We start from the raw sequence: 26,486 nt of genomic DNA on the forward strand, positions 1-26,486 counted from the left end.
GCCCTTTGCGAAAGCGATCCGTCGCCGGCTGGGCGGGTCCGTCAGACCATGGCGCATCGGGAGGTACGATCGAAAATGCACGGGATATCAACGACCAAACTCGGAATCGGCGTCATCGGATGCGGCAATATCTCGATGACCTATCTGCGCAATGCCGCCCTCTTCGGCGGCATCGAATTGCGCGCCTGCGCCGACATCTCGGCCGACATGGCGGCGGTGCGGGCCAAGGAATATGGCATTCGGGCACTCGGCGTCGATGCGCTGCTGGCCGACCCCGAGATCGATCTTGTCCTCAACCTGACCATTCCGGCGGCGCATTTCGACATTTCGTTTGCCGCGCTTTCGGCCGGCAAGCACGTCTTCACCGAAAAGCCGCTCGCCACTTCGGCCGCCGACGGACGGCGCCTGGTCGACGAGGCGCGGTCGCGCGGCCTGCTGCTCGGCTCGGCGCCCGACACCTTCCTCGGTGCCGCTGGACGCCGCGCCCGCCGGCTGATGGACGACGGCGCCATCGGCCGCCCGGTCACCGGCACCGCCTTCATGATGGGGCGCGGCATGGAGCATTGGCATCCCAACCCGCAATTCTACTACCAGCCGGGCGGCGGGCCGGTGTTCGACATGGGGCCATATTATCTGACCACGCTGGTCAACCTGCTCGGCCCGGTCGAGCGGGTGATGGCGATGGCGACACGCGGCCAGGAGGAAAGGCTGATCACCGCCGACGGGCCATTCAAGAACACCACATTCAAGGTCGGCACGCCGACCAACGTTTTGTCGCTGCTCGAGTTCCGCTCCGGCGCGACCGTCACCTTCGGCGCCTCGTGGGATGTCTTTCGCCACTCCAACCACCCGATCGAACTGCACGGCACCGAGGGCTCGCTGCGCCTGCCCGACCCCGACACGTTCGGCGGCACCGTGTCACTGTCCGAACGCGGCACCGAGTGGAAGGATTTTGCCAGCGAGGGCGAGCTCTACGGCGCCCGCAACTGGCCTTATGCGGCACCCGATCGCGCGAACTACCGCATGCTCGGCGTCGCCGATCTGGTGCGCTCGCTTCAAACCGGCAACACGCCACGCGCCTCCGGCAGCCTCGCGCTGCATGTGCTGGAGATCATGGAGGCGATCCTGCGCTCCGGTGAAACACAGGGCTCAGTCGCCATCGCGGGCGATGTCGTCCAGCCGGCCCTGCTGACCGAGGAAGAGGCAAGCGACCTGCTGGCCTGAGGTATGATCATGACGCTCGATCCGGATGCGCTGCGCGTCCTCGAAATCGGTCGTGCAGCCGGCGGTGAGCCGTTCGAGACAGGCAGCGTGGCGACGGCGCGCGCCGCCTACAACGCCTCGTTCCCGACGCTACAGGGCGATCACGAGCCGGTCGCAACGACCTTGGAACAGCAGATAGACGGGCCGAACGGCCCCATCACTTTGCGCATCCATCGCGGCATCGGCGCACCACAAAGCGGGGCTCCGGCGCTGCTCTATCTGCATGGTGGCGGCTGGGTCATCGGCAATCTCGATTCGCATGACGAGATCTGCCGCCTGATGGCCAATCTCGGCGGCGCCGTCATTGTCTGCCCCGACTACCGCCTGGCGCCGGAACACAAATTTCCCGCCGGGCTCGGGGATTGCGTGGCAACCCTTCGTTTCATGGCCGAGAATGCGGCCGATCTCGGCATCGACAAGGCGCGCATCGGCGTGGCCGGCGACAGTGCCGGCGGCAATCTCGCCGCCGTGCTGGCGCTGCTCGCCCGCGACGGGCTGGCACCATCGCTTGCCGCGCAGATCCTGATCTATCCCAACACCGATGCGCGGCAGACATCGGACAGCTACCGGCGTTTCGGCGACGGCTTCGGCCTCACCGCGACCACCATGTCGTGGTTCCGCGACCACTATGTGCGAACGTCCGACGACATTCTGGACTGGCGCGTCTCGCCCTTGCTGGCGCCTGATCTTGCCGGCGTCCCGCCGGCTTTTGTCGCGCTGGCCGGCTGCGACATCCTCGCCGACGAAGGAGCAGCCTATGCAGCGCGCCTGCAGGCCGCGGGCGTGCCTGTGATCTTGCGGCAGTGGCCGGGCCAGATCCATGGCTTCGTCTCGATGGGACGCCATATTCCCGCTGCCTGGCAAGCCGTGGCCGAGGCGGTGGCTGCCTGGCGCCACTTCGAGAGGGGTCGCTGACGCTCAGGCCGACTGACGCATCACCAGGGTGGCGCCGAGCTTGACGGTGCGTGCCATGCCTTGCTTTGGCGGATCGGCCTCGTCCAGCAAGGCCAGCAGGATCTCGACACTGCGGCCGGCCATGGCGGTGAAATCCTGCGCCATGGTGGTCAGCGCCGGACAGGTGTAGCGGCTCAGCGGATGATCGTCGTGTGCTGCAACGCGCAGATCGCAATCGGGCCTGCGTCCGACCTTCAGGCCGCGCGAGAATGCGGCCGCCATCACGCCAAAGGCGAGACGATCATTGGCGCACAGGATGGTACGGCCGGGCAAGGTGCCCGCCTCCAGCATTTTTTCCGTCTGCTCGTAGCCGATGCGTTCGAAGTCCCACGTGTAATCGCGCGCGGCCTCGATGACGACCGGCTTGAACCCGCCGGTCTCCATCGCGACGATATAGCTCTCCTGGCGTTCGCCGGAGTTGTGGTTGACATGCGGAATGTCGAGATAGACCGGCGGTTCGCCCGAACGGCAGAGATAGTCGACGATGGTCGACACACTCTGCCGGTTGTCGTTGCCGACGAACGGCGTATCGCCCTCGATATAGGTGTCGAAATAGACGATCGGAATGTCCTGCCCGAGTTTGTCGAAAACGCTGCGGTCGGAGGCCAGGCCGAGCGGGGCGATGATCGCGCCGGCGACCTTCAGCGACAACAGCGTCCTGACCGACTCCGCTTCCAGCTTCGGCGAGCCATGCGAGGAGATGACGATCGGCCAATAGCCTTCGTCGCGGCAGCGAAATTCGATGCGGCTGACCATCTCGGCGTAGAATGGATCGGTGATCGTCGGCACGACGATGCCGATGTTGCGGGTGCGCTTGCGGTTGAGGTTGCGGGCGAAAAGGTTCGGCTGATAGTCCGAGGAACGCAGCGCGGCTACGATGCGCGCCCGCGTCGCCGGCTTCACGCTCGCGGGATCGTCGAAATATTTGGACAACGTCGGCCGTGACACGCCACATGCCTGGGCGAAGTCATCCATCGTGCGGTGCGTCTTCTCCGCCATCGATACCGGGTCCCTTCCCCATTCGCCTGCCGGACCGATCCGGCCGTAACAGTCATGCGGCCGTTGCCCTGGGAGCGGCAATGCTTGACCGAACTTATTCAGTCAAATTTCTACAGTTCCCAATACAACGCAAAAACATTACGTACGTCAAATTATTTATTGACGCCCTGAAATCAACAGGCGCATCGATGCAAGCACCAGGCGATCGTGACTGGGGGTATCACGCCAAAGGTCAGGGATCGGCTGATTGGCTGGGGACAGGAGTGCGAGAGATCCAAGCCGGCGCCACGGGCGGGCATGCGCGCCGCCGCGAAGAATGCGGTTGACGTGCGGCGCGGGCTTCTCTGGTGTGTGGGCGTGGTCGGGCCGTGAAATGGCGCGCAACCTGCTGGGACGGTAGCAATCGATCGGAAGGCGCAAGCGGCGCCTCCCGATCGCAATTATCATTCGATCATTCGCCGCGCATCGTCGCCTGGAAAGTCGGCAGGTGCTTCTTCTGCGCCTCCAGCATGCGCTCGCGATAGACGCCATAGATGACGTCGGTGTCGTGCAGTGTCACGCCGGCAATTGTCGGCGAGGCGAAGACCGGCAGTTCGATGCCGCGCTTGGACAGTGCTTCCGCTGTGCGGGCGATCAGCTCATGCGCCAGGATCATGGCGAGCACCGTCGACGAGCCGGAGACCGGACGGCTCCAGCCTTCGACCGGCACGATCGCGTCCTCGATCGGCGAACACGTGTCGATGACGAGGTCGGCCGCGTCCGCAAGCCGCTTGCCGGAGGAGTGCGTCGCCGGCTTGTCGAGGTTGTTCTTGCTGGTCACGGCGACGACGAAGATGCCGCGCTTCTTGGCATAGAGCGCTGTGTCGATGCCGGACGAATTGCGGCCGCTGTGACCGAAGATGATGATCGAGTCGCCCTTGTTGAGCGGCTGGTGGTCGAGGAATTTCTCGGCGTATTTCTCGGTCCGCTCAAGCCACAGCAGTTCGCGCACGCCGCCGGCGCCGAGCACGTTGTGCCACATCACACGCGGGTCGGTCAGCGGGTTGAAACCGACAAAGCTGCCATAGCGCGGAAACACTTCCTGCACCGGCAGCACCGAATGGCCCGACCCGTAAAGATGGACGAGCCCGCCGCCCTCGAGCGAGTCGGCAAAGCGGCTGGCGGCCTGGCCGAAGGCTTCTTCGTTGGTTTTCGCCGCCTGGTCGATGAGGGCTGCGAGACGGTGGATGTAGAGATCGGACACGTGGGCACTCCTGTTTAAGTGTCGGCTTGGGATGGATCAGCTTCTTGGGGTTGACGGGACGCGCCCGGCGCGCAGCGTCGAGCGGATTTCGTAGCGGTCGCCCCGCATGATGGAGACGGTGAATTCGAACGGACCGCGCTCGTCGGTGGTGATGCGCTCGACCACGAAGGCGGGACTTCCAACCGAGAGATCAAGCAGTTCGGCATCGGCAGCACCGACCGCGCCGACGCGGTAGTTTTCGCGCGCCGCCACCGGCACGATGCCGTAATGGCGCTCCAGCGCCTCGTAGAGCGAGCCCTGCAGCAGGCCGGCGTCGAGGAAACCAGGCACGCGCACGGCCGAGAGCTGCGCCGTCTGGATGCCGATCGGTTCGCTGTTGCCGAGCCGCAGGCGCCGGATGCGCACCACCGGATCGCCCTCCTCGATCTCCAGCGCACCGGCCGCCGCGGCATTGGCCGTCGTCAGGCTGCAATCGAGCAGGCGCGAGCCGGCGATCACGCCCATATTGCCCATTTCCTGGGTGAAGCTGGTCAGTTCGCGGGTGCCCGCGACAAGCGTGGTGGAGCGCACGAAGGTGCCGCGGCCGTGCTCGCGGCGCAGCAGCCCACCTTCCTCCAGATTGCGCAAGGCGTGGCGCAGCGTGATGCGGCTGACCCCGAACAGGGCGCACAACCTGTCTTCGGCCGGAATCTGGTCGCCGGTTGCCCATTCGCCGCTCTTGACGATGGCGCGGATCGCTTCCTCGACCTGATACCAGAGCGGCTCCGGTCGTCTGCGATCGGGTTGCTGAAAGCTCGCTTCGCTCATCGCACCTGCCTCCACTCTCTTCCCGCCAGCCCGGCCAGCGCCGCCCCGACCAGACCCGCGCGAGAACCGAATTGTCCTGGCCGCAGAACAATCCGCTTGAGATGCGGCGGCAGGTGCCGCCGCATCTCGGCAAGCAGCGGCGGCCGGATCATGTCGAGCGCCTCCGCCAGGCCGCCGGAAATCAGCACCGCCTGCGGATCGAGCAGCGCGACCGCGCCGGCCAGCGCCGTGCCCAGCCGACGCGCCGGCGCCTCCAATGCGGCAAGTGCCGCTTTCTCGCCGGCCCGAGCGGCGTCGATCAGCCTGCCGCCATCGGCCAAGCCGATCTGTTGCGCAAGGGTGTCGAGCGCCCGGCCGGAGGCGACGCGCTCCAGCCAGCCGCTGCGCTCCTCGCCTTGATCCTCGATGTCGGCGCAGGCCCAGCCGAAGGAGCAGGCGCCGCCACGCGCCCCGGCAACGATGCGGCTGTTGGCCAGCACGGCGGAGCCGATGCCGGTGCCGATCGCCAGCAGGATCGCGTCGGACATGCCTTTCGCACTGCCTTCGACGGCTTCCGCGAGCATGGCGATCTGCGCGTCATTGCCAAGCGCGATGCGCAGACCCGGAAACAATCTCGCGACGTCAACGCCGTCGAGCCAGGGGAGATTGGGGACCCAGCGGCAGACCGAGCCTTCGACCAGGCCGGGCACCGCAATGCCCAGTGCCTCCACCGCACCCGCCTCGGCGCACAGCGCGCGGATGCGGACGACAAAGGCGTCGAGGCTTGCCGGTGCGGCCTCGCGGCTCAACATCTCCAGCATGCGCACATCGCCGGTATGGACGGCGGCGCGCAGATTGGTGCCGCCGAGATCGATGGCCAGAACCCGCGTCATCGGCCAGGCCCCTTGCCGAACGGCGGCGAGAACAGGCCACTGCCGGCATTCCACGAATGCGAGGCCGCCGCGAACGCCTGTGCGTGGCGCGTGCCGCGCAGGCAGCCGCGCAGCCGGTAGAGTGCGCTGTAATAGTCGACATAGGGAAAGCTGCTCAGGCCGCGCGCCAGCTCGTATTCCTTGACCGCTTCGCTCCAGGTGTCGAAGCCGTCGCTCACATCGACGAGATGCTCGGGGCGGAAACCGTCATCGTCCTCCCAGTTCTCGCCGAACAAAAGCAATTGCGGTGTGTGTGCTGCATGGTCGCTCGCAACAGTCGGCAGTGCGGCGAAGAAGATGCCGGTCTGCGTCAGATGCGCGGCGGCGCGATGGTCCTTGTGCCAGCTGCCGTGCCAATGGGTGATGACGACTTCTGGCCTGAGCTCGCGAATGACGTCGCACACCTCAAGCGCCGTCTGGTCGTCTGAAGGCAGGAAGGCGTCGCGCAGGCCAAGGCTGCGCACTTTGACCCCAAGGCGCGTAGCCGCCCTGCTCGCTTCCTCTTCCTTCTGCACGCAATAATGCGCTGGGATGAGGCAGGGGTGACCCTGTTCGCCCATGGTGAGATGCAGGAAGGTCACGGTCGCACCGCGCTTCACGGCGGCGGCCGCCAGCGGGCCGGCGATGACCTCGGCATCGAAGGCGTGCGCGCCCACCACCAGGATGGAGCTTGCGGCGTAGATCCTGTCTTCGATCATTTCATGCCTCCCCCGGCGCCGACGCCTTCGCGAATCTGGCGGGCGAGCAGACAATACATGATCAGGATGGGCGCCATGGAGATCGCCAGCGAGGCAAACACCAGGCCCCAGTCGGTGCGGAACTGGCCGACGAAGACGCTGATCGCCAGCGGCACGGTCTTGTAGCGGTCGTCGAAGATGAAGATCAGTGGGAAGAAGAAGTCGTTCCACACGGCAATGGCCGTGAAGATGGCGACGATCGACACCGCCGGCTTCACCATCGGCAGGATGATCTGGAACAGGATGCGGACCTCGCCGGCGCCGTCCATGCGCGCCGCCTCGTCGAGTTCGGAGGGCAGCACGCGCATGAAATTGGCGAAGATGAAGACGGCAAAGGGAATGCGGATCGCCGAATAGACGAGGATCAGGCCGGTCAGCGAATCGAGCAGGTCGAGATTGCGCATCAGCGTGAACAGTTCGACCGAGGCCAACCTTATGGGCAGCATGATGCCGGCCAGGAACAGGCCAAGCATGATGCCGTTCCAGCCCAGCCTGTAGCGGCTGAGCGGATAGGCAGCCATGGCCGAGACGACGATGGTCAGCACCACCGCGCCGCCGGTGACGATCAGGCTGTTGACGAAATTCTGGCCGAGGTGAGCTCGCGTCCAGGCGTTGACGAAATTGTCGAAGGCAAAGCTTTGCGGCAGGCCGAGCCGGTTGTCGTAGATCTCGGCCGTGGTTTTGAAGCAGGAGACGACGAGGATGTAGAGCGGCAGCAGGACGGCAGCCGTCCATACGACCAGCACGGTCCAGCCAGGCAGCCGCGCCAACCGTGGCGAGATCACAAACCTCTGCGCGTTCACCAGCGCGCTCATAACTGCACCGTGCGGCGATCGAAGAAGCGCAGCATCATGAGCGTGCCGATGCTGAGGATCAGGAACAGCATGGTGCCCAGCGCCAGTGCCAGGCCGATATCGGTGATGCCGACAGCACCCTCCGCGCCGAAGGCCAGCCGGTAGAAATAGGTCACCAGCGTGTCGGTCGAATAGCTCGGATTGCCCTGCACGCCCTGCATGACATAGACGATATCGAACTGGTTGAAGGTGTTGATGAAGGACAGCGTCGTCAGCGTGCCGATGGCCGGCATCAGCAACGGCAGTGCGATCGACAACAGCATGCGCGCATTGCCGGCGCCGTCGAGCTTCGCCGCCTCGAAGATCTGGCCGGAAATCTGGCGCAGGCCGGCGGTGTAGATCAGCACCGGCAGGCCCATCCAGTTCCAGGCATCGACGGCGATCAGCATCCCCAGCGCGGTGTGGCTGTTGCCGAGCACGGTCAGGCTGCCCTGATGCAGGCCGAGCCCGTTGAGCGCCCATTCGGCGACGCCGCCCGGCGCCAAAAGCAGGCGCCACAGCGCGCCGACGATGACCGGGCTCAGCACCGCCGGGAAGAAGAACACCGACTGGAAGAAGGCAGCCCCCTTGTCGCGCAGGAACAGCAGCCAGGCGAACAGCAGGCCAATGCCGTTCTGGAAGACCATGATGCCGAAGAACCAGGCGGTGTTGTGCCACAGCGCGCCGTAGAGCCGCGCGCCGCTCGGAAAGACGAACAGGCGCGAGAAATTCGACAGGCCGGCGAACTCGACCATGCGCAGCCCCTTCCAGATGAAGAAGCTGCCCCATAGCGACATCGCCAAGGGATAGAGGACGAACAGAGCATAGACCGCCAGCGCCGGCAGGATGAAAAGCACGGCCATGCGCTGCTGCGTGCGCTTAAGGCTGCTTTTGCGGCGAAGGTTGGTCATGCGCTGTTTTCTGTTCCGCGAGAGGCCGGCCGCGATGCGACCGGCCCGGCTCCTTACTGTTTCGGCTTGAACCAGGTGGCGACCGCAGCCTGCATGTCGGCCGCCAACTTCTCCGGCGCGATGTTGCCTTCGACCATGTCGATGATTTCCGACTGCAGGACCGAGGAGGCCGTCGGCGACTGCCAGCGGAAGCCGACCAGCGTCAGATAAGGCGTCGAATTCTTCGACATCTCCATCATCTGCGCCAACACTGGGTCCTTCACCGTGACGTCGGTGCGGGCCGGCGGCCAGCCGAGCTCATCGGCGAACATCTGCGCGAATTCGGCCGACGCCATGAAGCCCAGCACCTTAGTCGCGGCTTCCTTGCTGGCGCTTTCGGAGACCAGGCCATAGGAGCCGTCGGAGAAGGCCGAGGTGTAGAGTTTTGCTCCGGCATCATCGGTGGGGAACGGGAAGATCGAGAATTTCAGCTTCGGGTTCTGCGCCTTGAAACTGCCATTCTCGAACGAGCCGCCGAGGAACATCGCCGCCTTGCCGCCGATGAACTGCTGCGTCGCGGTGGTGTAGTCGATACCGGCGAAGCCATCCGGGAAATAGGGCTTCAGCTCGGCAAAGCGCTTCAGTGCCGCGACATAGCGGGGATCCTCGAAGGTCGCCTTGCCGGCCATCATCTCATCGTAGAAGCCCGGACCGTAGACCGTAGGCCCGACGACGCCGACGCCGATCTCCAGCTCCCAGGCCGAGCCGTTGGCACCGCCGGTGGCGATCGGGGTGATGCCGGCCGCCTTCAGTCTGTCGCAGGCGGCGACGAAATCCTTGTAGGTCTTGGGGATTTCGATGCCCTGGGCGGCAAAGATGTCCTGGTTGTAGAAGACGCCCATCATCGGCACCGAATAGGGCACGCCATAAACCTTGCCGTCGGTGCGGCCGCGCGCGCCGCCAAGGGCAGCATCGGCCATGTTCTTCAGCTCGGGCACGCTGTCGTCCAGTGCATCGAGATAGCCGGCGTCGACGAAGGGCTGCAATTCACCGTAGGCCTTGAGCTGGGCGATATCCGGTCCGCGGCCGCCGCGCAGCGCCGTGCTCAGCCGGTTCTGGTAGTCGGCATCCGGCGTGAACTGGATGTTGACCTTGATGCCGGGGGTCTTGGCCTCGAAGGCGTCGAAGATGCGGCGCATTGCGGCTTCGTCCTCGGTGCGCCAGCTCCACAATGTCACCGTGCTATCGGCCTTCGCCGGCACGGTGGAAAAGATGCCGGCGCAAGCGGCGGCGAGGCCGCCGATCAGGCCAAGGGCTGCGCGTCGGTGAATCGAAAGCATGCTCATTGCCAGTCTCCCATTGTTCTCAGTCTTGGCGTTTCGCGGCGCTCAGGACCACGAAAGAGTCAATCGCTCGGGAAAAGTCATTATAACGACATAGCGGTATTCGCAAGAGGTCTGGCGCGCCTGCGCAACGGAGACGGCAGGCTCTTTTGCCCAAGGACTCGGCATAACTATCTGTTAAATTTACATAAATTTCCCTGCGAAGCAGCTGCAAGGAAATTCTGCTCGATGTCATCCGTAGCTTTTTCACAAACAGGCACTTGCGCCATCGTCTCATGTTGTCATAACGTCATCGTGATCGATATGCCAAGTGGAGGATGAGGAATGTCTGTTGCCTGGACTTCGAAACTGGCCCTGGCCGCGAGCCTGGCGCTCCTGCCCGTCACCAGTTGGGCGCAATCGGTCAACATCTCATATTTGACGCATTGGTCGCCCGAGACCGTCGCGCTGCTGGAAGCGGCGGCCAAGGACTATGCGAAGACCAATCCGGACGTCAGCGTCACCGTGCGCGCCGTTCCGTTCGGCGATCTCCTGACCACGCTGCGCTCCCAGGGTGGCGGCTCGGACGGCCCGACCATCGGCGGCATCTACGATCTGTGGCTGCCCGAACTCGCCCGCGACAAGCTTGTCGCGCCTGCCCCCGACGCGGTCGCCGGCGAGGTCAAGGATGCGTGGCCAGCGGGCGTCGTCAGCGCCGCCTCGGTCGGCGGCAAGCTCTACGGCATTCCCAACGAGATCGACGTCTACGCGCTGAACTACAACAAGGCGCTGTTCAAGCAGGCCGGCATAACTGCTGCCCCAAAGACCTGGGACGAGTTCAAGGACGCGGCCAGGAAGCTGACCAACAAGGATGCCGGCCAGCAGGGTTTTGGCATGATCAATTCCTGGGCGGCGGGCGTCGTCCATCCCTTCGCCTCGCTGCTGGTTTCCAATGGCGGCGACCTGGTCAAGGACGGCAAACCGGTGCTGGACAGCCCGCAGGCCACTGAGACCTTCCAGCTCTACGAGGACCTGATCAAGTCGGGCGCCAGCGTGCCCGCCATGGCGACGGCCGACGCCAACACAACCGGCCCGTTTCTGGACAATTTCGTCTCCGGCAAGACCGGCATGATCATCATGGCCAACTGGTGGGAGAGTGCGCTGAAGGGCGGCATGGGCGACAGGTTCGCTGACATTGCCACCGCGCCGATCCCGGTCGGCCCGAGCGGCGACAAGCCGCATTCGATCTCCTATTCCTGGATGACCGTGGTCAATGCCAATGCCGGCGAAGCCGAGCAGAAGGCGGCCTGGGATTTCCTGGCATGGCTGAACAACCCGAAGTCCGGCAAGAACGGCGCCTCGGCGATGTCCGACATATTGATGTCGATGGGCATCCTGCCGTCGCGCCTGTCCGACATCGGGGCGCACAAGGACAAGCTCGGCTCGGAATTCCTGTCCGGCTATGTCAGCGTGCTGGCCGATGCAAAGCCCTTCCCGGTGGTGCCGGGCGGCCAGGAGTTCAGCGAATCCCTGCAGCAGACGCTCGAGGCGTTGCAGTACGGTCAGGTCTCGGCCAAGGATGCGCAGGCGACGGCGCAGGCCGACGCCACCTCTATCCTGGAGCGCGCCGCCAAGTAGACTGGAGCCATGATCAACAGGTACCGTGCCTCGGCGGGCATCATGCTGGCACCCGCCGTGACGCTGATCGGCGTTTTCGTCCTCTTGCCGATGCTGCTCACTGTCTGGCTGTCCTTCCAGGACTGGTCGACGCAGACACCGTTTTCCAGTGCAAGCTTCATCGGCCTCGACAATTTCCGCGAGATTTTCGGCCCGACCTCGGTCGGACGTGACTTCAAGGGCGCGCTTGCCAACACCGCGATCTACACGGCGCTGTCGGTCATCCTCATCCTGCCTCTGTCGGTGGCGTTCGGACTGATGGTCTATCAGCGCGAAATTGCAGGCGGCACCGCGCTGAGAACCGTGCTGTTTGCCACCTACATGGTGCCGATGATCGCGGTGGCGCTGGTCTGGTCGAAACTCTATTCGCCCAGCGAAGGGCCACTCAACCAGATGCTCGGCCTGGTCGGCATCGGCCCGCAGCCCTTTCTGTCGTCGCCACGCTCGGCGCTGATTTCGATCGTCTTCCTCAATGTCTGGCAGCAGGTCGGCTATTTCACAGTGCTGGCGATCGCGGGGCTGACGCAGATCCCCGGCAGCCTCTATGAAGCGGCAAAGCTGGATGGCGCCAACCGGCGCGAGCAGTTCCGCTTCATCACGCTGCCGCTGCTGCGGCGCACGCTGCTGTTCAGCGCCGTCATCGCCATCATCAATGCGGTGCAGGTGTTCGAGCCGGTCGCCCTCATCACGCAGGGCGGACCGGTCGGCTCGACCAATGTGCTGACCTACCACATCCGCCGCGTCGGCATCGAGCGCGCGCAGGGCGGACTGGGTTCGGCCATGGCTGTCATGCTGATGCTGTCGCTGATCGTCGTGGTCTGTGCGCTGTTTGCCCTGGTCAACCGGAAGGACGACGAATGAGCGCGGTCGATTATTCGAGATCGCCGAGCTGGTTGCCGCGCAGACGCCCGTCCGGCCGCAAGGCGCTGCTGGCGACACTGATGCTGCTGGTCGCCGTGGCCTCGGCCTTCCCGCTGGTGTGGATGGTGCTGTCGAGTCTCAAGACCCCGGCTGAAAGCATGCAGGTGCCACCGGTGTGGATCCCCGGCACGCCGAGCCTCGACGCCTATGAGAAGGTTTCGGGCGTGGTCAATGTCGGCCGCTCGATGTGGAACTCTCTGGTCATCGCCTCGATCACGACCGCCGGCATTCTGCTGACCAGCATGATGGCCGGCTACGCCTTCGCCAAATACCACTTCCCCGCCAAGTCGCTGCTGTTTTCCCTGCTGATCGCCACCATGTTCCTGCCGCCGATCGTGACGCTGATCCCGCTCTACCGCCTGGTCGGGTCGATAGGCCTTAACGCCAGCCTGGCCGGCATTATCGTGCCCAATCTCGCCAACGCCTTCGGCATCTTCCTGATGCGCCAGTTCATATCAGGCGTGCCGGACGACCTGATCGATGCCGCGCGCATGGATGGCGCATCGGAGCTGCTGATCCTGTTCAAGATCGTGGCGCCTAGCGTCGCGCCGGCGATCGCCGCACTCGCTTTGTTTGCCTTCGTCTATCACTGGAACAGCTATTTGTGGCCGCTGACCGTGCTGCAGGGCAATGCGGACGCCTATCCGATCGTCATCAGCCTCAGCCGCCTGCTGAGCTACAACAGGGGGCGGTCAACACCGGCCTGGTGATGGCCGGCGCCACGCTTGCCGTGCTGCCGCCGCTGCTGCTGTTCGTCTTCCTGCAGCGCTTCTTCGTCGATTCCATCGTCGGCTCGGCGATCAAGGGATAGGTTTTGAACCGAAGCTTGCCGTTCCGCCTTCGGCCACGGCCCTGCTTGCCAAATGCCGCCATGCCGCCCATACAGCTGGGCAATCGCCCGCCCGAGGTCGTGGTCCGCCTCTCCTTCGATTTTGCCAGGGATACTGTCCAATGTCCGTGACGCCGTGGTCAAAGCCGTGACGGATCACTCCACGCCATCGCTCGCTAGCCTGGGCTGGACGGATTTTTTGGCGACCAGCTCGAGCCCGGCGAAGCCAATCTCGTTCCGACGCGGATCGCTACGGTCCATCGCGACCGCCTGACCGGCCTGTCCCAGGCAGGGCCAGTCGACCTAACGCTGCCGGCGCAGGCCAACACCGGCGACTATGCCGTCGGCGACTGGGTGCTGGTCGATGGACATGAGCGCCTTGTGCAGCGCCGCCTGACCCGCAAGACGGTGTTGGAGCGTCGCACCCAGGGCGGCCGGGTGCCGCAGCTTGCCGCCGCCAATGTCGACACGCTGTTCATCGTCACCTCGTGCAATGCCGACTTCAATCCCGCCCGGCTCGAGCGCTATCTGGCGCTGGCCAACGAGGCCGGAACGACGCCGGTGATCCTGCTGACCAAGGCCGATACCGCTGAAGACGCCGAGGCGTATGAAAGGCAGGCTGCCGCGTTGCAGCGTGGATTGCCGGTCGTGATGCTGAACCCACGCACGTCGGATGCGGCGACCGTCCTGGCTGCCTGGTGCGGTGCTGGCCAGACGGTGGCGCTGATCGGCTCCTCCGGCGTCGGCAAATCGACGCTGGTCAACACGCTGGCCGGATCGGCGCAGCAATCGCCGCAACAGACCGCAGGCATTCGCGAACACGATTCCAAGGGGCGCCACACCACCACGTCGCGATCGCTGCATTCCATTGCCGGCGGCGGCTGGGTGATCGATACGCCGGGAATGCGGACGCTGCAGGTCAGCGACGTCGCCTCCGGCATCGACACGCTGTTTGCCGAAATCACCGAACTTGCGCCGCTGTGCAAGTTCCGCGACTGCACGCATGTGCATGAGCCGGGCTGCGCCGTGCAGGCGGCCCTGAAGGCCGGGACGCTCGACCCGGAGCGCCTTGCCCGCTGGCGCAAACTGTCCGACGAAAACCAGAACAACACGCCGGTTCAGAGCGGACCTCGCGGAGCCAAGTCTCCCGGCGGTCGCGGAAAGAGGCGTTGAGCCGCGAGGCGCAGGCGCCTGGTTTCAGAGCCGCGCGGTACCGAAGATCCGATCCCAAAGTGCCGACGTAACACCGAAATTGGCCGTTTCGTCGATGTGATGATGCACGGCGTGCCGGCGCTTGAGCGTGTAGAGATAGCTCGGATGACTGGGATGCCAGTGGTGGATCATGTGGTGGACGCTGATGTACCACAGGTACCCCAACATCAGCCCGCAGCTCACCGCGCTCGCGGTGGCGAAATCCGAGATCATCCAAACCGGCAAAAACGCCACCAGCGCATGCACCCCGAGGCTGAGCCAGGTCGGCGTGCCCACCGAACTGCGCTCCTCGACATGGTGACGATCGTGCAGGTCCTTGATGTAGGGAATGTGGTGAAGGACGAACCTGTGCAGGAGGTATTCAGTCAGGGTCCAGAGGCCGAGGCAGGCGAGAACCGTGCCGATCCAGCCTGGCGCACTCTCTTCGCCGGCCTCGAGCAGCCCTGCCACTGCCAGCACGGCGATCACCAGCGGATACACCACGAAGTCGCTATAATAGCCGATAAGACCGAGTTGCATCGTCACCTAGCCTTCGTGCCGCCAAATAAGCGATAGTATCAGATTGCCGGAGTCGCGGGTGAGGTGCAATGCAGGCGCGCCTGACATAGCGTCGCAATCCCCTGGCGCAAGGTCGCCTCAAGGATCATCGGCAGGCTGCCGGCTTAGCAAGCGGACGTATGAAATGGCAAAACGCAGTGCGGGATTGCTGATTTATCACCGCAGTGACGGCGATCTCAAGGTGTTGCTGGTTCACCCAGGCGGACCGTTCTGGGCGAAGAAGGACGATGGCGCCTGGTCGATACCGAAGGGCCTTGTCGGCGAGAACGAGGACGAGTTGACGGCAGCGCAACGCGAGACAGAGGAAGAACTCGGCGTCAAGGTCGATGGCAACTTCGCGCGGCTTGGCGACTACAGGCAACCGGGCGGCAAGATCGTCTCGGCCTGGTCTGTCGAGGCGACCATCGACATCGATGTGGCCGCCATCAGGAGCAACAGCTTCACCATGGAATGGCCGCCACGGTCTGGATCCCTGAGGGACTTCCCGGAGGTCGACAGAGCAGGCTGGTTCACCTTGGCCGAGGCCGAGGTGAAAATCCTCAACGGGCAGCGCCCGATGCTATTGGATTTTGCCAGGCAGCAAGGCGTCGGGTGATCCCCAGCCTTCAGTAGGGAAGGCCGACATAGTTCTCGGCCAGCGCGGTCGATGCGGCACGCGACTGCACGAGATAGTCGAGCTCGGCCTCCTGAATGCGCTGGCCGAAGTCGCCGGTATCCGGGAAACGGTGCAGCATCGTCGTCATCCACCAGGAAAAGCGAACCGCCTTCCAGACCCGCGCCAATGCCTTTTGCGAATAGGCGTCGATGCCAGTCGCGGTTTTGTCGCGGTAGAAGTCGCGCAAACCCGAGAAGAGATAGCGCACGTCGCTGGCGGCGAGGTTCAGGCCCTTGGCGCCGGTGGGCGGCACGATGTGGGCGGCGTCGCCGACCAGGAAAAGCCTGCCGAAGCGCATCGGCTCGGCAACGAAGGAGCGCAGCGGCGCGATCGATTTCTCGAAGGATGGGCCGGTGACGACGCTTGCCGCCGTCTGCTCGGGCAAGCGGCGGCGCAACTCGTCCCAGAAGCGCTCATCCGACCACGCCTCGACACGGTCGCCCTCGGGGCACTGCACATAGTAGCGGCTGCGGTGCGTCGAGCGCATCGAGCACAGCGCAAAACCCCGCTCGTGATTGGCGTAGACCAGCTCGTGATCGGCCGGCGGCACTTCGGCCAGCACGCCGAGCCAGCCGAACGGATACTGCCGCTCGAAGGTCTTCAGCGCGCGCTCAGGCACCGATTTGCGGCTGACGCCGTGATAGCCGTCGCAGCCGGCAATGAAGTCGCAATCGATCCGATGCGTGACGCCGTCCCGGTCATAGGTGGCGAAAGGCGCGGCGCCGTCGAAATCGTGCAGCGTGACGTTTGCCGCCTCATAGATCGTGGTCAGCCCCGCCGCGTCGCGCTTGTCCATCAAATCGTGCGTCACCTCGGTCTGGCCATAGACGGTGACATGCCTGCCGCCGGTCAGTGCCTCGAGGTCGATACGGTGCAAGCGTCCGTCGAAGGCGAGCGAGATGCCGGTATGCGGCAGCCCTTCGGCGTGCAGCCGTGCCGCCGCGCCTGCCTCTTCCAGCAATTCGACCGTGCCCTGTTCGAGCACCCCTGCCCGCACGCGGCCAAGCACATGCTCGCGGCTCGCGCGTTCCAGAATGACCGTCTCGACACCGATGCCGGCCAGAAGCTGGCCGAGCAGCAGGCCGGATGGTCCCGAGCCGACGATAACGACCTGGCTGCGCATCAGTGGCCGAGACTTTCGACCTGTCCGGCCAGCTCGGCGGCAAGGCGCAGCGACGCGGCGGTTGCGACGACCATTTGCGGCAGCAGCAGCCACTCCAGCGTCCAGGCGGTACCCGAGCGCTCTTGCTCATGCACGAGCGCCTGATGCATGCCGGAAAGCTGCGTGGCGTTGAAGCGGGCAAGCGCCACCAGCGCTTCGGCCTTCACCGGGTTCTGCTTGTGAGGCATGGCCGACGAGCCGCCGCCACCGGAAAGCTCGATCTCAGTTCCACCTTGCGCCATCAGCGCGATGTCCTGGCCGAACTTGCCGAGGCTGCCAGTCACCAGCGACATCAGACCGGCAAAGTCGGCGAGTGCATCACGCTGGCTATGCCATTGCGGTGCGTCGGCAAGACTGAGCTTCGCGGCAAGGGCCGCGCGTACCGCCGGCCCCTTGTCATCAAGCTTGTCCAGCGTGCCTGCGGCGCCGCCGAACTGCACCACCAGCAGACGCCTCGACTGTTCCGAGAGCCTCTCCTGGTGTCGCTGCAGCGGAGCCCGCCACGCTGTTACGCGATCCGCAACTTTGATCGGGATCGCCTTCTGCATGCGCGTCATTCCGGTCAGCGCCCTGCCCCCGAAGTGCTCTTCGAGTGAGACGAGGCGCATGACGGTTTCGGTCAACAGCAGATCGAGATGCTCGACGACGGATTTCAGCCGAAGCACCAGGCCCGTATCGATGACATCCTGGCTGGTCGCACCGAAATGCACTTTCTGGCCATGCGGTTCGCCGATCGCCACCCTGATCTGGCGCACGAGCTCCGGGACGATGACGCCGTCCTTGGCGACGGCAGCCCGCAGCAGGGCGGTATCGGGACGGAACTTGGCAAGCGCCGTCACGATCGCTGCCGCCGCATCTCCGGTGATGAGCCCGTTTTCGGCCTCGGCTTGCGCCAGCGCACGCTCAAAGGCCAGCATGGCCTCGATTTCCGCCTCGACGGAGAAATGCCGGCTCGCCTCCTCGTCGCCGAGAAGAGCGGAGAGCAATGGATGGTCGAAGGGCGATACGGTCATGTCCTGCTCCTCCTGACCATCAGCTGTCGAAGAAGACCGTTTCCTTCTCCCCCTGGAGATGGACGTCGAAGACGTAGGTGTCGCCCTGGCGCTCGGCGATCAGCGTCGGCACGCGAATGCGGTGCTCGATGCGCGCCAGGATCGCATCCCCGGCATTGGCCTTTTCCTCATCGGAAAAATACAGCCTTGTGTGCAGGCCGAGATTGATGCCGCGCGCGACGATCCAGAGTGTAATGTGCGGGGCCATCAGGCTTCCATCCCTGAACGGCACGCGACCTGGCTTGATCGTCTCAAACGCGCACAGGCCGGTGTCCATATCGGTCGCGCAACGGCCCCAGCCGAAAAAGTTCGGATCGGCAGTGCCGCGCAATTCGGCCGGCGAATTGTAGAGCCCGTCGGCATCCGCCTGCCAGATCTCGATCAGCGCGTCCTTGAGCGGGGTACCGGTACCGTCGAGCACCCGGATGCGCAGGCCGATGCGCTCGCCCTTGGTCTTGTCGTTGACCATGGTGGCGCCAAGGTCGGTCGGGTAGACCCCACCGATGCCGCAGAAATTGGGCGTCAGCCCGATATGGACATAGGGTCCGGCGGTCTGCGAGGGGCTTTCCCTGAGCCGGTCGAGCGACTGGGCCATCAATTGCCCTCCAGCCTGTTTTCGAACAGCGACGCGCGGCGCCCGCGCAGCACGATGTCGAACTTGTAGGCGCGCGCGTCGAAGGGGATCGTCGCTTGCATGTCGAGTGTGGCGATCAGCGTCTCGATGGCTGCCTTGTCGGGGATGCCGCGCACGATCGGGCATTGCCAGATCAGCGGGTCGCCCTCGAAATACATCTGCGTGATCAGCCGCTGCGCGAAGCCGTGGCCAAAGACAGAGAAATGGATGTGCGAGGGCCGCCAGTCGTTCGGTCCGTTCGGCCAGGGATAGGGACCGGGCTTGACGGTGCGAAAGGCATAGCCGCCATCCTCGCCTGTAATAGTGCGGCCGCAGCCGCCGAAATTCGGATCGAGCGGCGCCAGATAGCCGTCCTTCTTGTGGCGATAGCGGCCGCCGGCATTGGCCTGCCAGAATTCGAGCAGCGCGCCGGGCACGCCAACGCCGCGTTCGTCGAGCACCCGGCCATAGATGATGATGCGCTCGCCGAGCGCGCTCTCGCCGGGCCTGGCGAAATTGTGGATCAGGTCGGCGTCGAGTTCGCCGAGCATCGCGTGGCCGAAGACCGGGCCTGCAATCTCCGACAGCGTGTTGTCGAACGACAGCGGCGCCTTCTGCGGCGAGCGCAGCACGGAGGTCTTGTAGTTCGGCGTCAGAACAGGCGGATGCCAGGTCCGGTCGCGCTGGAAGAAGGCGCCGGTCTCGGGCCTCCGGTTCGAGCCGGACTCAGCGGGCATTCCTGGCTCCGTCCATTTCCGAAAACACGTCCTTGGCGATCTTGAAGGCACGGTTGGCGGCCGGCACGCCAGCATAGATGGCGACATGCAGGAACGCCTCGCAGATATCGTCGCGCGACGCACCGGTGTTGACGGTGGCGCGCACATGCATGGCAACCTCCTCATCATGGCCGAGTGCTGCCAGCAGCGCCAGCGTGACGATCGAACGCTCGCGCTTGGTGAAGGCCGGCCGCGCCCACACGGTTCCCCAGGCAGCCTCGGTGATCAGCTCCTGGAAAGGCTGGTCGAAATCGGTGGCGGCGACCTCGGCCCGGTCGACATGGCGGTCGCCGAGCACCGAGCGCCGCACCGCGAGGCCGGTGCGATATCTGGCTGCGTTGCCGGGGACTTCATCCATGGGTTTCTGCTCCAGGGGCAAGCGATGCGATAAAACCGCGGATCAGGGCGATCAGCGCTTCAGGCTGTTCGACGCAAGGAATGTGCCCGGCGTCGCGGATGATCTCGAAGCGCGCGCCGGGGATCAGTGCGGCCAGCGAGCGGACGAGATCGGGAGGCGTCGAGCCATCCTGGTCGCCGGCGACGCAGAGCGTCGGCACCGCGATGCGGCGTGCAGCATCGGTGAAATCCGCATCGCGAACGGCCGCGCAAGTCCCGATGTAACCGGCGAGCGCTTGCCTCGTCATCATGTTCCAATAACCGTCCAGCTCAGCCAGACGCGCCGCGTGGAAGGCGGGGGTGAACCACACTTTGAGCACGCCATCGGCAATGGCCTGGATGCCCTTGCTTTCGACGGTCGCGATGCGCGTGTTCCAGCTGTCTGTCGTGCCGATCTTGTGAGCCGTGTCGCACAGGATCAGGCCTTCGACAATTTCCGGGCGCCGGCGATAGAAGCCTTGTGCGATCAGGCCGCCGACCGACAGGCCGCACAGCACGACCTTGCTCAGCCCGAAATGATCGATGAGCGCCGAGAGGTCGTCGACATGATCGTCGATCGACCTGATGTCGCCGATGTCGGACAGTCCGTGGCCGCGCTTGTCATAGACCAGCAGCGGCATTTCACCATCAAACGCCGGGACAATTTCGTCCCAGATCCGAAAGTCGGTGCCGAGCGAATTGATGAATATGATAGGGCGCGCATTGCCGGCCGCCTTGATGTGGCGATGGTGCAGCGTGATGCCGCCGATGGTGACGAATGGCACGATTTCGGTCCTCCGTCCCCACATTGCACAAGGCGTTTGGTTCGGTAAAATGATATTTTGCGCCGTTTCATTAACTCAGGGGTTATCAAATCCATGTCCGAGAGCCGCATCCGGTTCCGTCACCTGCAGGCATTCCTTGAAGTTGCGCGACAAGGAAGCGTGGCGCGAGCGGCCGACTTGCTGCATGTCAGCCCACCGGCGGTGACCAAGACGTTGCGCGAACTGGAAGAGGCGCTGGGTGTGGCGGTGGTCGAGCGCGACGGCCGCGGCATCCGGCTGACGCGCATCGGCGAAATCTTCCTTCGCCATGCCGGCACGGCGATCACGGCACTCAAGCAAGGCGTCGATTCCGTCCGCCAGGACGGAGCGGTCAACCGGCACCCGCTCCGCATCGGCGCGCTGCCGACGGTGTCGGCGCGGGTGATGCCGCTCGCCATGAGCCTGTTCCTCAAGGAGGGCACCGGTGCGGCGATCAAGATCGTCACCGGCGAAAATGCTGTGCTGCTTGAACAGTTGCGCACCGGCGCGCTCGATCTCGTTGTCGGACGGCTGGCGGCGCCGGAAAACATGACCGGCTTCTTCTTCGAGCACCTCTATTCCGAACCGGTGCTGTTCGTGGTGCGGGCGGGACATCCGCTGCTCGATCCGGGACAGGATGTGTTCGCACGGCTCGACGAATTCCCGATGCTGATGCCGACGCGGGAATCGGTCATTCGCCCCTTTGTCGACCGCCTGTTCATCACCAACGGCATGACGGCGCCGGCAACCGAGATCGAAACCGTCTCGGACTCCTTCGGCCGCGCCTTCCTGCGGCAGAGCAATGCCGTCTGGATCATTTCGGCCGGCGTCGTTGCCAACGAACTCGGCAGCGGCGCCTTCGTCGCCTTGCCGGTCAACACCGAGGAAACCAAGGGGCCGGTCGGCCTGACGATGCGGACGGACACGGCGCCCTCGCCGGCCTTCTCCATCCTGCTGCAGACCATCCGCGAAGCGGCAAGGCAAGGCAGCTGACGCATCCGGTCGTTCGAACCGGATGTTGTCGCGATCTGAAATTTCCTAACCCAGGGGTTAATGAAAGACCGCAAAATATCATTTTACCGAACCAAATGCGTAGTGCACTGTGATGGTGGAGGAGCCACAGAGGGAGGAACTCATGACTCACACCATCGGCAGCAAATCCAGCATTCCAGGCATTTCGCGGCGCCAGTTCATCGCCACCTCGATCGCTGGCGGCGCGGCGCTCACGCTTGGCGGCCGCGGCGCCTTTGCCCAGGCAGGCGACACGCTCAAGATCGGCTTCGTCAGCCCGCGGACCGGGCCGCTCGCCGGCTTCGGCCAGACCGACGGCTACGTGCTCGACCTGGCCCGCAAGGCACTGGCCGGCGGCCTCGACATCGGCGGCAAGAAATACAGCGTCGAGATCCTTGATCAGGATACGCAATCGGATCCCTCGCGCGCGGGCCAGTTGGCCAAGGACCTGATCAACAACCAGGCCATCGACCTGATGCTGGCCGTGTCAACGCCTGAGGTGATCAATCCGGTGGCCGACGCCTGCGAGGCCGCCGGCGTGCCGTGCCTGTCGACGGTCATGCCGTGGGAAGCCTGGTATTTCGGCCGTGGCGCCAAGCCGGGCGAACCCTCGCCGTTCAAATGGACCTATCATTTCGGCTTCGGCGTCGGCGAGTTCTTCAAGGCCTATATCTCGCAATGGAACCTGATCGAGACCAACAAGAAGGTCGGCGTCATGTATCCCAACGACGCCGACGGCAATGCCATCCGCGCCCATTTGGCGCCGCTGCTGGCCAAGCAGGGGTTCACCATTGTCGATCCCGGCGCCTATGAGACCGGCACCACCGACTATTCCTCGCAGATCGCCCTGTTCAAGCAGGAAGGCGTCGAGATCTTCAACTCGTTCCCGATCCCGCCGGATTTCGCCGCGTTCTGGCGGCAGGCGGCGCAGCAAGGCCTGATCAAGCAGATCAAGATCTGCCAGGTCGCCAAGACCGGACTGTTCCCGTCCGACATCGAGGCGCTCGGCGATCTCGGCGTGAAGATTTCGAGCGCCGCGTACTGGCACAAGGCCTTTCCCTACAAGTCGCCGCTGACCGGTGTCTCGGGCATCGAGCTGGCCGATGGCTATGAGGCGGCGAGCGGCAAGCAGTGGACGCAGCAACTCGGCGCTTCGATGTCGCTGCTCGACGCCGGCTTCGAGGCGCTGAAGGCAAGCACCGACGCCAAGGACAAGGCGGCCGTGGCCAAGGCGCTGAGCACGCTGAAAACCGAAACCATGGTCGGCAAGGTCGACTTCACCAGCGGGCCGGTGGCCAATGTCTCGCCCGGCCCGATCATCGGCACGCAATGGGTGGCCGCCAAGGAAGGCAGCAAATTCCCGCTCGATTACGTCGTGACCGAGAACGCTACCGATCCCAAAGTGCCTGTCGAAGCCAAGCTTCTGCCTTACAACGGCTGATGGACCGCTGACGAGGATCGCCTGGTGACCCATCCGCAACAACAGGCGATCCTCGCTGCCGCCGGTATCCACAAACGCTTCGGTGCGCTTGTGGTGCTGGATGCGGTGGACTTCACCATGGCTGCCGACGAGGCGGTCGGCATCGTCGGCCCGAACGGCGCCGGCAAGACCACGCTGCTCAGCGTGCTGGCCGGGGCTTTTCCACCAAGCTTGGGCACAGTCAGCTTCAAGGGCGGCGATGTGACGGCGCTGGCGGCGACGCAGCGTTGCCGGCTCGGCCTGGTGCGCACGCACCAGGTGCCGAAACCTTTCAGCGGCATGACCACCTTCGAGAATGTCTTCGTTGCCGCCTCGCATGGCGCAGGCCTTGGCCGCGACGAAGCCTATGAGGAAGCGCTCGGCTCGCTGAAATTGTGCGGCATGCTGGGCGTAGCCAACCGGCGCGCCGAAACGCTCGGGCTGCTCGACCGCAAGCGGCTGGAACTGGCGCGCGCGCTGGCAGCCAGACCAACGCTGCTTTTGCTGGACGAGATCGGCGGCGGGCTGACCGACGGTGAAGCCGGCGAACTCGTCGACACGATCAAGGAATTGCGCCGGCGCAAGATCGGCATCGTCTGGATCGAGCACATCGTCCATATTCTCCTTCAGGTGGCCGAGCGGCTGATCTGCATGGACGCCGGCAAGATCATCGCCGATGGCGATCCGCAAACGGTGATGGCCGACCCCGAGGTCGTGCGCGCCTATCTCGGCGGAGGCCCCAAATGAGCCTGCTGTCGGTCGAGGACCTGGTTGTCCGGCATGGCCTGCTGCAGGCGGTGCGTGGCGTGAGCTTCGCGATCGAACGCGGCGAAACGCTGGCGCTGGTCGGCGCCAACGGCGCCGGCAAGACGACGCTGCTGAGGGCGATCGCCGGCGCGCACCAGCCGGCGGCCGGCCGCGTGCTGCTGGACGGCGCCGATCTCACCGACGTGCCATCGCACAAGCGTGTCGGTATGGGCATCGCACTGGTTCCGGAGGGGCGAAAACTGTTCGTGCAGATGACGGTCGAGGAGAACCTTCTGCTCGGCAAGACCACTGGGCGGCCAGGCGACTGGAGCGTCGACAAGGTGCTCGAGATGTTCCCCAATCTCAAGCCGCGCCGCCATGCCAAGACGGGCCATCTGTCAGGCGGTGAGCAGCAGGCGACGGCGATCGGCCGCGCGCTGATGAGCAATCCCGACGTGCTTTTGCTCGACGAGGTTTCGCTCGGCCTGTCGCCGCTGATCGTCGACCGCGTTTATGCCGCCCTGCAAGGGCTGATCGCCTCCGGCACGACGATCATCCTCGTCGAACAGGACCTCAACCGCGCGCTCGCGGTATCCAGCAGGGTCATCTGCATGCTCGAAGGCCGTGTGGCGCTCGAAGGGCCGAGCAAGGCGGTTTCGCGCGACGATGTGACGAAGGCCTATTTCGGCCTGCACCGGAAAAGCCCCGGGAGCGTTCCCGCATGAGCAACCAGATCATCCAGGGCATCCTTCTCGGCGGCTACTACGCGCTGATCGCCTGCGGCTTGTCGTTCATGTTTTCGGTGATGCGCATCATCAACCTCGCTCATGGCAGCCTTGCCGTGTTCGCCGCCTTTGCGCTGTGGTGGCTCGCCTCGCGTTTCCACATCTCGCCCTTTGTCGGCCTGCTCATCGTGCTGCCGCTGATGGCTGCGATCGGCTGGGCGCTGCAGCGCTTCCTACTCGAACGCAGCGCACGCGGCGGAGCCTTGTTGCCGATCCTGACCACGTTCGGCCTGGCCATCGTCATCGACAATTTGCTGTTCGAGCAGTTCGGCGCCGACACCCGTTCGCTGGCGCCCTATATCGGCAGCCTGTCCTATGATTCCTGGGAATGGCCGGGCAGCATCTATGTCGGCAAGCTCGCCGTGATCATGTTCGCCAGTGCCGTGATCCTGCTGGGCGGGCTGCAACTGTTCCTCACCCACACAAGGCTTGGCCGCTCGATCCGCGCCACGTCGGAGGACCCGGATACAGCCGGCCTGGTCGGGGTCGACGCACGCCGCGCCAATGCCATCGCCGCTGCTATTGCCATGGTCACGGTCGGCCTTGCCGGCGCGTTTCTCGGCATGCGCGCCACCTTCGATCCCTATGCCGGCGCGCCGCAACTGCTGTTCGCCTTCGAGGCCGCGGTCATCGGTGGCGCCGGGTCGCTGTGGGGAACGCTGGTCGGCGGCATCGTGCTGGCGCTCGCCCAGACACTCGGCGCGCAAGTGCATCCGCAAGGGTTTCTGATCGGCGGCCATGTCGCGTTCCTGATCGTGTTGTTCATTCGGCTCTCCACTTCAGGCCTCGGCCTGCGCGGCCTGCTGCGCTTGCCCACGAGGAAGCCAACATGAGCGCCGTTTCGACATCCCCCGTCATCGAGCGCGGCACGGCGACGTCGCGCATCGCCGCGATTGCGGCGGCCATCATCATCGCGTTGCTGGCGATCGCGCCGCACTTCCTGTCGGCCGGCGCGGTCGACAGGATGACCGCCCTGTTTGTCTATGTGATCCTGGCGGCGATGTGGAATGCACTGGCCGGCTTCGGCGGCCTGGTCTCGGTCGGCCAGCAGGTGTTCTTCGGGCTTGGCGCCTATTTCGCCATCCGGCTGGCCGATGCCGGCCTCAACCCGTTCCTGGCGCTCTTCGCTTCCGGAATTATCGTTGGCGCCGTCTCCTGGCCGCTGTCGCTGTTCATGCTGCGGCTGAGGAACGGCGAGTTCGCCATCGGCATGTGGGTGATCGCGGCGCTGACCCATCTTCTGGTCAATCTCGACCGGCTGGTGCAGGGCGAAACCGGCACATCGCTGATCTCGCTCAACGTCTACGACGCCGGCGCCAGGCGAGCAGCGATCTACTGGCTGGCGCTGGCGTCGATGACCGCCCTGCTCGCCATCCTGTTTGGCCTGCTGCGCGGCAGCACCGGTGCAGCGATCCGCGCCATCCGCGACAATGAGGATGCCGCCGCCTCGGTCGGCGTGCGCGTCACCGGCACCAAGCGGCTGTTGTTCGTGCTTGCCGCCTTCGGCATCGGCATTGCCGGTGCGCTGTGGCTGGCGACCTCGATCACCTTCCAGCCCAAGACCTACTTCAATGTGCAATGGACCGCCTACATGATCTTCATGGTGCTGGTCGGCGGTATCGGCACGTTCGAGGGCGCCATTCTGGGAGCGCTGGTGTTCTTCCTCATCGAGACATGGTTCGGCGGCACCGGTGTCTGGTATCTGGTCGGGCTTGGCGCCACCGCCGTGCTGTTCTCGCTCTTCCTGCCGCGCGGCCTGTGGGGGACGATCGAGGAGCGTTTTGGCCTGCGCCTGCTGCCGGTCGGCTACCGCGTCAGGTTCCCTGCGGCAGCCGATGGCGATGCAACACCTTCGCCACAGCAAACCACACCATATCGGGAGAAGGCATGAC

General features: G+C 64.7%; 26 protein-coding genes and 2 pseudogenes. 13 read left to right on the forward strand and 15 right to left on the reverse strand.

Annotation, left to right across the window (positions count from 1 at the left end; all coding sequences use genetic code 11):
* The first annotated feature begins 75 nt into the window (after positions 1-75).
* Together HB777_20275 and HB777_20280 are read left to right on the forward strand one after the other, a co-directional pair.
* A complete protein-coding gene (locus HB777_20275; protein ID QND66016.1) occupies positions 76-1,224 on the forward strand; it encodes a Gfo/Idh/MocA family oxidoreductase in 1,149 nt (382 codons plus the stop codon).
* Positions 1,225-1,227: 3 nt separating this feature from the next.
* Positions 1,228-2,178 carry an alpha/beta hydrolase gene (locus tag HB777_20280; protein QND66017.1) on the forward strand — a complete coding sequence of 317 codons (951 nt, stop codon included), beginning with the start codon at positions 1,228-1,230 and terminating at the stop codon, positions 2,176-2,178.
* Between the two features lie 3 nt (positions 2,179-2,181).
* Here the strand turns inward: HB777_20280 and HB777_20285 are convergent, their stop codons facing one another.
* The 8 genes from HB777_20285 to HB777_20320 form a co-directional block, all read right to left on the reverse strand.
* A complete protein-coding gene (locus HB777_20285; GenBank protein ID QND66018.1) occupies positions 2,182-3,216 on the reverse strand; it encodes a LacI family transcriptional regulator in 1,035 nt (344 codons plus the stop codon).
* A 451-nt stretch (positions 3,217-3,667) separates the two neighbouring features.
* Complete coding sequence (locus tag HB777_20290; protein ID QND66019.1) at positions 3,668-4,459, reverse strand: SIS domain-containing protein; 792 nt, start codon at positions 4,457-4,459, stop codon at positions 3,668-3,670.
* A gap of 36 nt (positions 4,460-4,495) precedes the next feature.
* Complete coding sequence (locus tag HB777_20295) at positions 4,496-5,266, reverse strand: GntR family transcriptional regulator (GenBank protein ID QND66020.1); 771 nt, start codon at positions 5,264-5,266, stop codon at positions 4,496-4,498.
* Positions 5,263-6,138, reverse strand: coding sequence for an ROK family protein (locus tag HB777_20300; protein ID QND66021.1), 876 nt, complete (start codon positions 6,136-6,138; stop codon positions 5,263-5,265). Before HB777_20300 ends, HB777_20295 begins: the two co-directional genes overlap by 4 nt.
* Entirely contained in the window at positions 6,135-6,875 is a 741-nt protein-coding gene (locus tag HB777_20305) for an LmbE-like protein (protein QND66022.1), read from the reverse strand. Before HB777_20305 ends, HB777_20300 begins: the two co-directional genes overlap by 4 nt.
* Complete coding sequence (locus HB777_20310) at positions 6,872-7,729, reverse strand: carbohydrate ABC transporter permease (protein ID QND66023.1); 858 nt, start codon at positions 7,727-7,729, stop codon at positions 6,872-6,874. The genes HB777_20305 and HB777_20310 overlap by 4 nt, the downstream gene beginning before the upstream one ends.
* Positions 7,726-8,658, reverse strand: coding sequence for a sugar ABC transporter permease (locus HB777_20315; protein ID QND66024.1), 933 nt, complete (start codon positions 8,656-8,658; stop codon positions 7,726-7,728). The genes HB777_20310 and HB777_20315 overlap by 4 nt, the downstream gene beginning before the upstream one ends.
* Positions 8,659-8,711: 53 nt before the next feature.
* On the reverse strand, positions 8,712-9,983 hold the full coding sequence (locus tag HB777_20320; GenBank protein ID QND66025.1) for an extracellular solute-binding protein: 1,272 nt from the start codon (positions 9,981-9,983) through the stop codon (positions 8,712-8,714).
* Between the two features lie 321 nt (positions 9,984-10,304).
* Here HB777_20320 and HB777_20325 point away from each other — a divergent pair, with 321 nt between their 5' ends.
* From HB777_20325 to rsgA, 4 genes and pseudogenes are all read left to right on the forward strand, one after another.
* Positions 10,305-11,597, forward strand: coding sequence for a sugar ABC transporter substrate-binding protein (locus tag HB777_20325; GenBank protein ID QND66026.1), 1,293 nt, complete (start codon positions 10,305-10,307; stop codon positions 11,595-11,597).
* 9 nt (positions 11,598-11,606) lie between these two features.
* Entirely contained in the window at positions 11,607-12,497 is an 891-nt protein-coding gene (locus tag HB777_20330) for a sugar ABC transporter permease (GenBank protein QND66027.1), read from the forward strand.
* Positions 12,494-13,368: pseudogene (locus tag HB777_20335) on the forward strand (carbohydrate ABC transporter permease). Before HB777_20330 ends, HB777_20335 begins: the two are co-directional and overlap by 4 nt.
* A gap of 154 nt (positions 13,369-13,522) precedes the next feature.
* Positions 13,523-14,559 (forward strand): annotated as a pseudogene (gene rsgA / locus HB777_20340) (ribosome small subunit-dependent GTPase A).
* A 24-nt stretch (positions 14,560-14,583) separates the two neighbouring features.
* On the opposite strand, the gene HB777_20345 reads toward rsgA, so the two are convergent.
* Positions 14,584-15,117 (reverse strand): sterol desaturase family protein, encoded by a 534-nt coding sequence (locus HB777_20345; GenBank protein ID QND68837.1) that lies wholly within the window; start codon positions 15,115-15,117, stop codon positions 14,584-14,586.
* 163 nt (positions 15,118-15,280) lie between these two features.
* On the opposite strand from HB777_20345, the gene HB777_20350 reads away from it, so the two are divergent.
* Entirely contained in the window at positions 15,281-15,751 is a 471-nt protein-coding gene (locus HB777_20350; protein ID QND66028.1) for an NUDIX domain-containing protein, read from the forward strand.
* Between the two features lie 10 nt (positions 15,752-15,761).
* On the opposite strand, the gene pobA is transcribed toward HB777_20350, so the two are convergent.
* Genes pobA through pcaD form a run of 6 tightly spaced genes read right to left on the reverse strand, consistent with a single transcriptional unit; the run spans position 15,762 to position 20,574 of the window.
* On the reverse strand, positions 15,762-16,934 hold the full coding sequence (pobA, locus tag HB777_20355) for a 4-hydroxybenzoate 3-monooxygenase (protein QND66029.1): 1,173 nt from the start codon (positions 16,932-16,934) through the stop codon (positions 15,762-15,764).
* Positions 16,934-17,986, reverse strand: coding sequence for a 3-carboxy-cis,cis-muconate cycloisomerase (locus tag HB777_20360; protein QND66030.1), 1,053 nt, complete (start codon positions 17,984-17,986; stop codon positions 16,934-16,936). Before HB777_20360 ends, pobA begins: the two co-directional genes overlap by 1 nt.
* A 19-nt stretch (positions 17,987-18,005) precedes the next feature.
* Positions 18,006-18,620: a protocatechuate 3,4-dioxygenase subunit alpha gene (pcaG, locus tag HB777_20365; GenBank protein ID QND66031.1), complete on the reverse strand. Its 615-nt coding sequence runs from the start codon at positions 18,618-18,620 to the stop codon at positions 18,006-18,008.
* The gene (gene pcaH, locus HB777_20370) at positions 18,620-19,375 is read right to left on the reverse strand and encodes a protocatechuate 3,4-dioxygenase subunit beta (protein ID QND66032.1); all 756 of its coding nucleotides are present in this window, start codon (positions 19,373-19,375) and stop codon (positions 18,620-18,622) included. The genes pcaG and pcaH overlap by 1 nt, the downstream gene beginning before the upstream one ends.
* Positions 19,365-19,772: a 4-carboxymuconolactone decarboxylase gene (gene pcaC / locus HB777_20375; GenBank protein QND66033.1), complete on the reverse strand. Its 408-nt coding sequence runs from the start codon at positions 19,770-19,772 to the stop codon at positions 19,365-19,367. Before pcaC ends, pcaH begins: the two co-directional genes overlap by 11 nt.
* Complete coding sequence (gene pcaD / locus HB777_20380; protein ID QND66034.1) at positions 19,765-20,574, reverse strand: 3-oxoadipate enol-lactonase; 810 nt, start codon at positions 20,572-20,574, stop codon at positions 19,765-19,767. The genes pcaC and pcaD overlap by 8 nt, the downstream gene beginning before the upstream one ends.
* Positions 20,575-20,667: 93 nt before the next feature.
* On the opposite strand from pcaD, the gene pcaQ reads away from it, so the two are divergent.
* From pcaQ to HB777_20410, 6 genes are all read left to right on the forward strand, one after another.
* Entirely contained in the window at positions 20,668-21,585 is a 918-nt protein-coding gene (gene pcaQ, locus HB777_20385) for a pca operon transcription factor PcaQ (GenBank protein ID QND66035.1), read from the forward strand.
* Between the two features lie 142 nt (positions 21,586-21,727).
* Positions 21,728-23,044, forward strand: a complete 1,317-nt coding sequence (locus tag HB777_20390) for an ABC transporter substrate-binding protein (GenBank protein QND66036.1) — start codon at positions 21,728-21,730, stop codon at positions 23,042-23,044.
* A gap of 21 nt (positions 23,045-23,065) precedes the next feature.
* Positions 23,066-23,809, forward strand: a complete 744-nt coding sequence (locus HB777_20395; protein QND68838.1) for an ABC transporter ATP-binding protein — start codon at positions 23,066-23,068, stop codon at positions 23,807-23,809.
* Positions 23,806-24,534, forward strand: coding sequence for an ABC transporter ATP-binding protein (locus HB777_20400; GenBank protein ID QND66037.1), 729 nt, complete (start codon positions 23,806-23,808; stop codon positions 24,532-24,534). Before HB777_20395 ends, HB777_20400 begins: the two co-directional genes overlap by 4 nt.
* Positions 24,531-25,427, forward strand: a complete 897-nt coding sequence (locus tag HB777_20405) for a branched-chain amino acid ABC transporter permease (protein QND66038.1) — start codon at positions 24,531-24,533, stop codon at positions 25,425-25,427. The genes HB777_20400 and HB777_20405 overlap by 4 nt, the downstream gene beginning before the upstream one ends.
* Entirely contained in the window at positions 25,424-26,485 is a 1,062-nt protein-coding gene (locus tag HB777_20410) for a branched-chain amino acid ABC transporter permease (GenBank protein ID QND66039.1), read from the forward strand. Before HB777_20405 ends, HB777_20410 begins: the two co-directional genes overlap by 4 nt.
* The last annotated feature ends 1 nt before the right edge of the window (position 26,486 follow it).

The organism is Mesorhizobium loti, assembly GCA_014189435.1.
Taxonomy (GTDB): domain Bacteria; phylum Pseudomonadota; class Alphaproteobacteria; order Rhizobiales; family Rhizobiaceae; genus Mesorhizobium; species Mesorhizobium loti_G.

Excerpts from the sequence above, each read along its gene's own strand:
- HB777_20275 (QND66016.1), top strand. The coding sequence starts at position 76 with ATGCACGGGATATCAACGACCAAACTCGGAATCGGCGTCATCGGATGC.
- HB777_20280 (QND66017.1), top strand. The coding sequence starts at position 1,228 with ATGATCATGACGCTCGATCCGGATGCGCTGCGCGTCCTCGAAATCGGT.
- HB777_20285 (QND66018.1), bottom strand. The coding sequence starts at position 3,216 with ATGGCGGAGAAGACGCACCGCACGATGGATGACTTCGCCCAGGCATGT.
- HB777_20295 (QND66020.1), bottom strand. The coding sequence starts at position 5,266 with ATGAGCGAAGCGAGCTTTCAGCAACCCGATCGCAGACGACCGGAGCCG.
- HB777_20300 (QND66021.1), bottom strand. The coding sequence starts at position 6,138 with ATGACGCGGGTTCTGGCCATCGATCTCGGCGGCACCAATCTGCGCGCC.
- HB777_20305 (QND66022.1), bottom strand. The coding sequence starts at position 6,875 with ATGATCGAAGACAGGATCTACGCCGCAAGCTCCATCCTGGTGGTGGGC.
- HB777_20310 (QND66023.1), bottom strand. The coding sequence starts at position 7,729 with ATGAGCGCGCTGGTGAACGCGCAGAGGTTTGTGATCTCGCCACGGTTG.
- HB777_20315 (QND66024.1), bottom strand. The coding sequence starts at position 8,658 with ATGACCAACCTTCGCCGCAAAAGCAGCCTTAAGCGCACGCAGCAGCGC.
- HB777_20320 (QND66025.1), bottom strand. The coding sequence starts at position 9,983 with ATGAGCATGCTTTCGATTCACCGACGCGCAGCCCTTGGCCTGATCGGC.
- HB777_20325 (QND66026.1), top strand. The coding sequence starts at position 10,305 with ATGTCTGTTGCCTGGACTTCGAAACTGGCCCTGGCCGCGAGCCTGGCG.
- HB777_20330 (QND66027.1), top strand. The coding sequence starts at position 11,607 with ATGATCAACAGGTACCGTGCCTCGGCGGGCATCATGCTGGCACCCGCC.
- HB777_20345 (QND68837.1), bottom strand. The coding sequence starts at position 15,117 with ATGCAACTCGGTCTTATCGGCTATTATAGCGACTTCGTGGTGTATCCG.
- HB777_20350 (QND66028.1), top strand. The coding sequence starts at position 15,281 with ATGGCAAAACGCAGTGCGGGATTGCTGATTTATCACCGCAGTGACGGC.
- pobA (QND66029.1), bottom strand. The coding sequence starts at position 16,934 with ATGCGCAGCCAGGTCGTTATCGTCGGCTCGGGACCATCCGGCCTGCTG.
- HB777_20360 (QND66030.1), bottom strand. The coding sequence starts at position 17,986 with ATGACCGTATCGCCCTTCGACCATCCATTGCTCTCCGCTCTTCTCGGC.
- pcaG (QND66031.1), bottom strand. The coding sequence starts at position 18,620 with ATGGCCCAGTCGCTCGACCGGCTCAGGGAAAGCCCCTCGCAGACCGCC.
- pcaH (QND66032.1), bottom strand. The coding sequence starts at position 19,375 with ATGCCCGCTGAGTCCGGCTCGAACCGGAGGCCCGAGACCGGCGCCTTC.
- pcaC (QND66033.1), bottom strand. The coding sequence starts at position 19,772 with ATGGATGAAGTCCCCGGCAACGCAGCCAGATATCGCACCGGCCTCGCG.
- pcaQ (QND66035.1), top strand. The coding sequence starts at position 20,668 with ATGTCCGAGAGCCGCATCCGGTTCCGTCACCTGCAGGCATTCCTTGAA.
- HB777_20390 (QND66036.1), top strand. The coding sequence starts at position 21,728 with ATGACTCACACCATCGGCAGCAAATCCAGCATTCCAGGCATTTCGCGG.
- HB777_20400 (QND66037.1), top strand. The coding sequence starts at position 23,806 with ATGAGCCTGCTGTCGGTCGAGGACCTGGTTGTCCGGCATGGCCTGCTG.
- HB777_20405 (QND66038.1), top strand. The coding sequence starts at position 24,531 with ATGAGCAACCAGATCATCCAGGGCATCCTTCTCGGCGGCTACTACGCG.
- HB777_20410 (QND66039.1), top strand. The coding sequence starts at position 25,424 with ATGAGCGCCGTTTCGACATCCCCCGTCATCGAGCGCGGCACGGCGACG.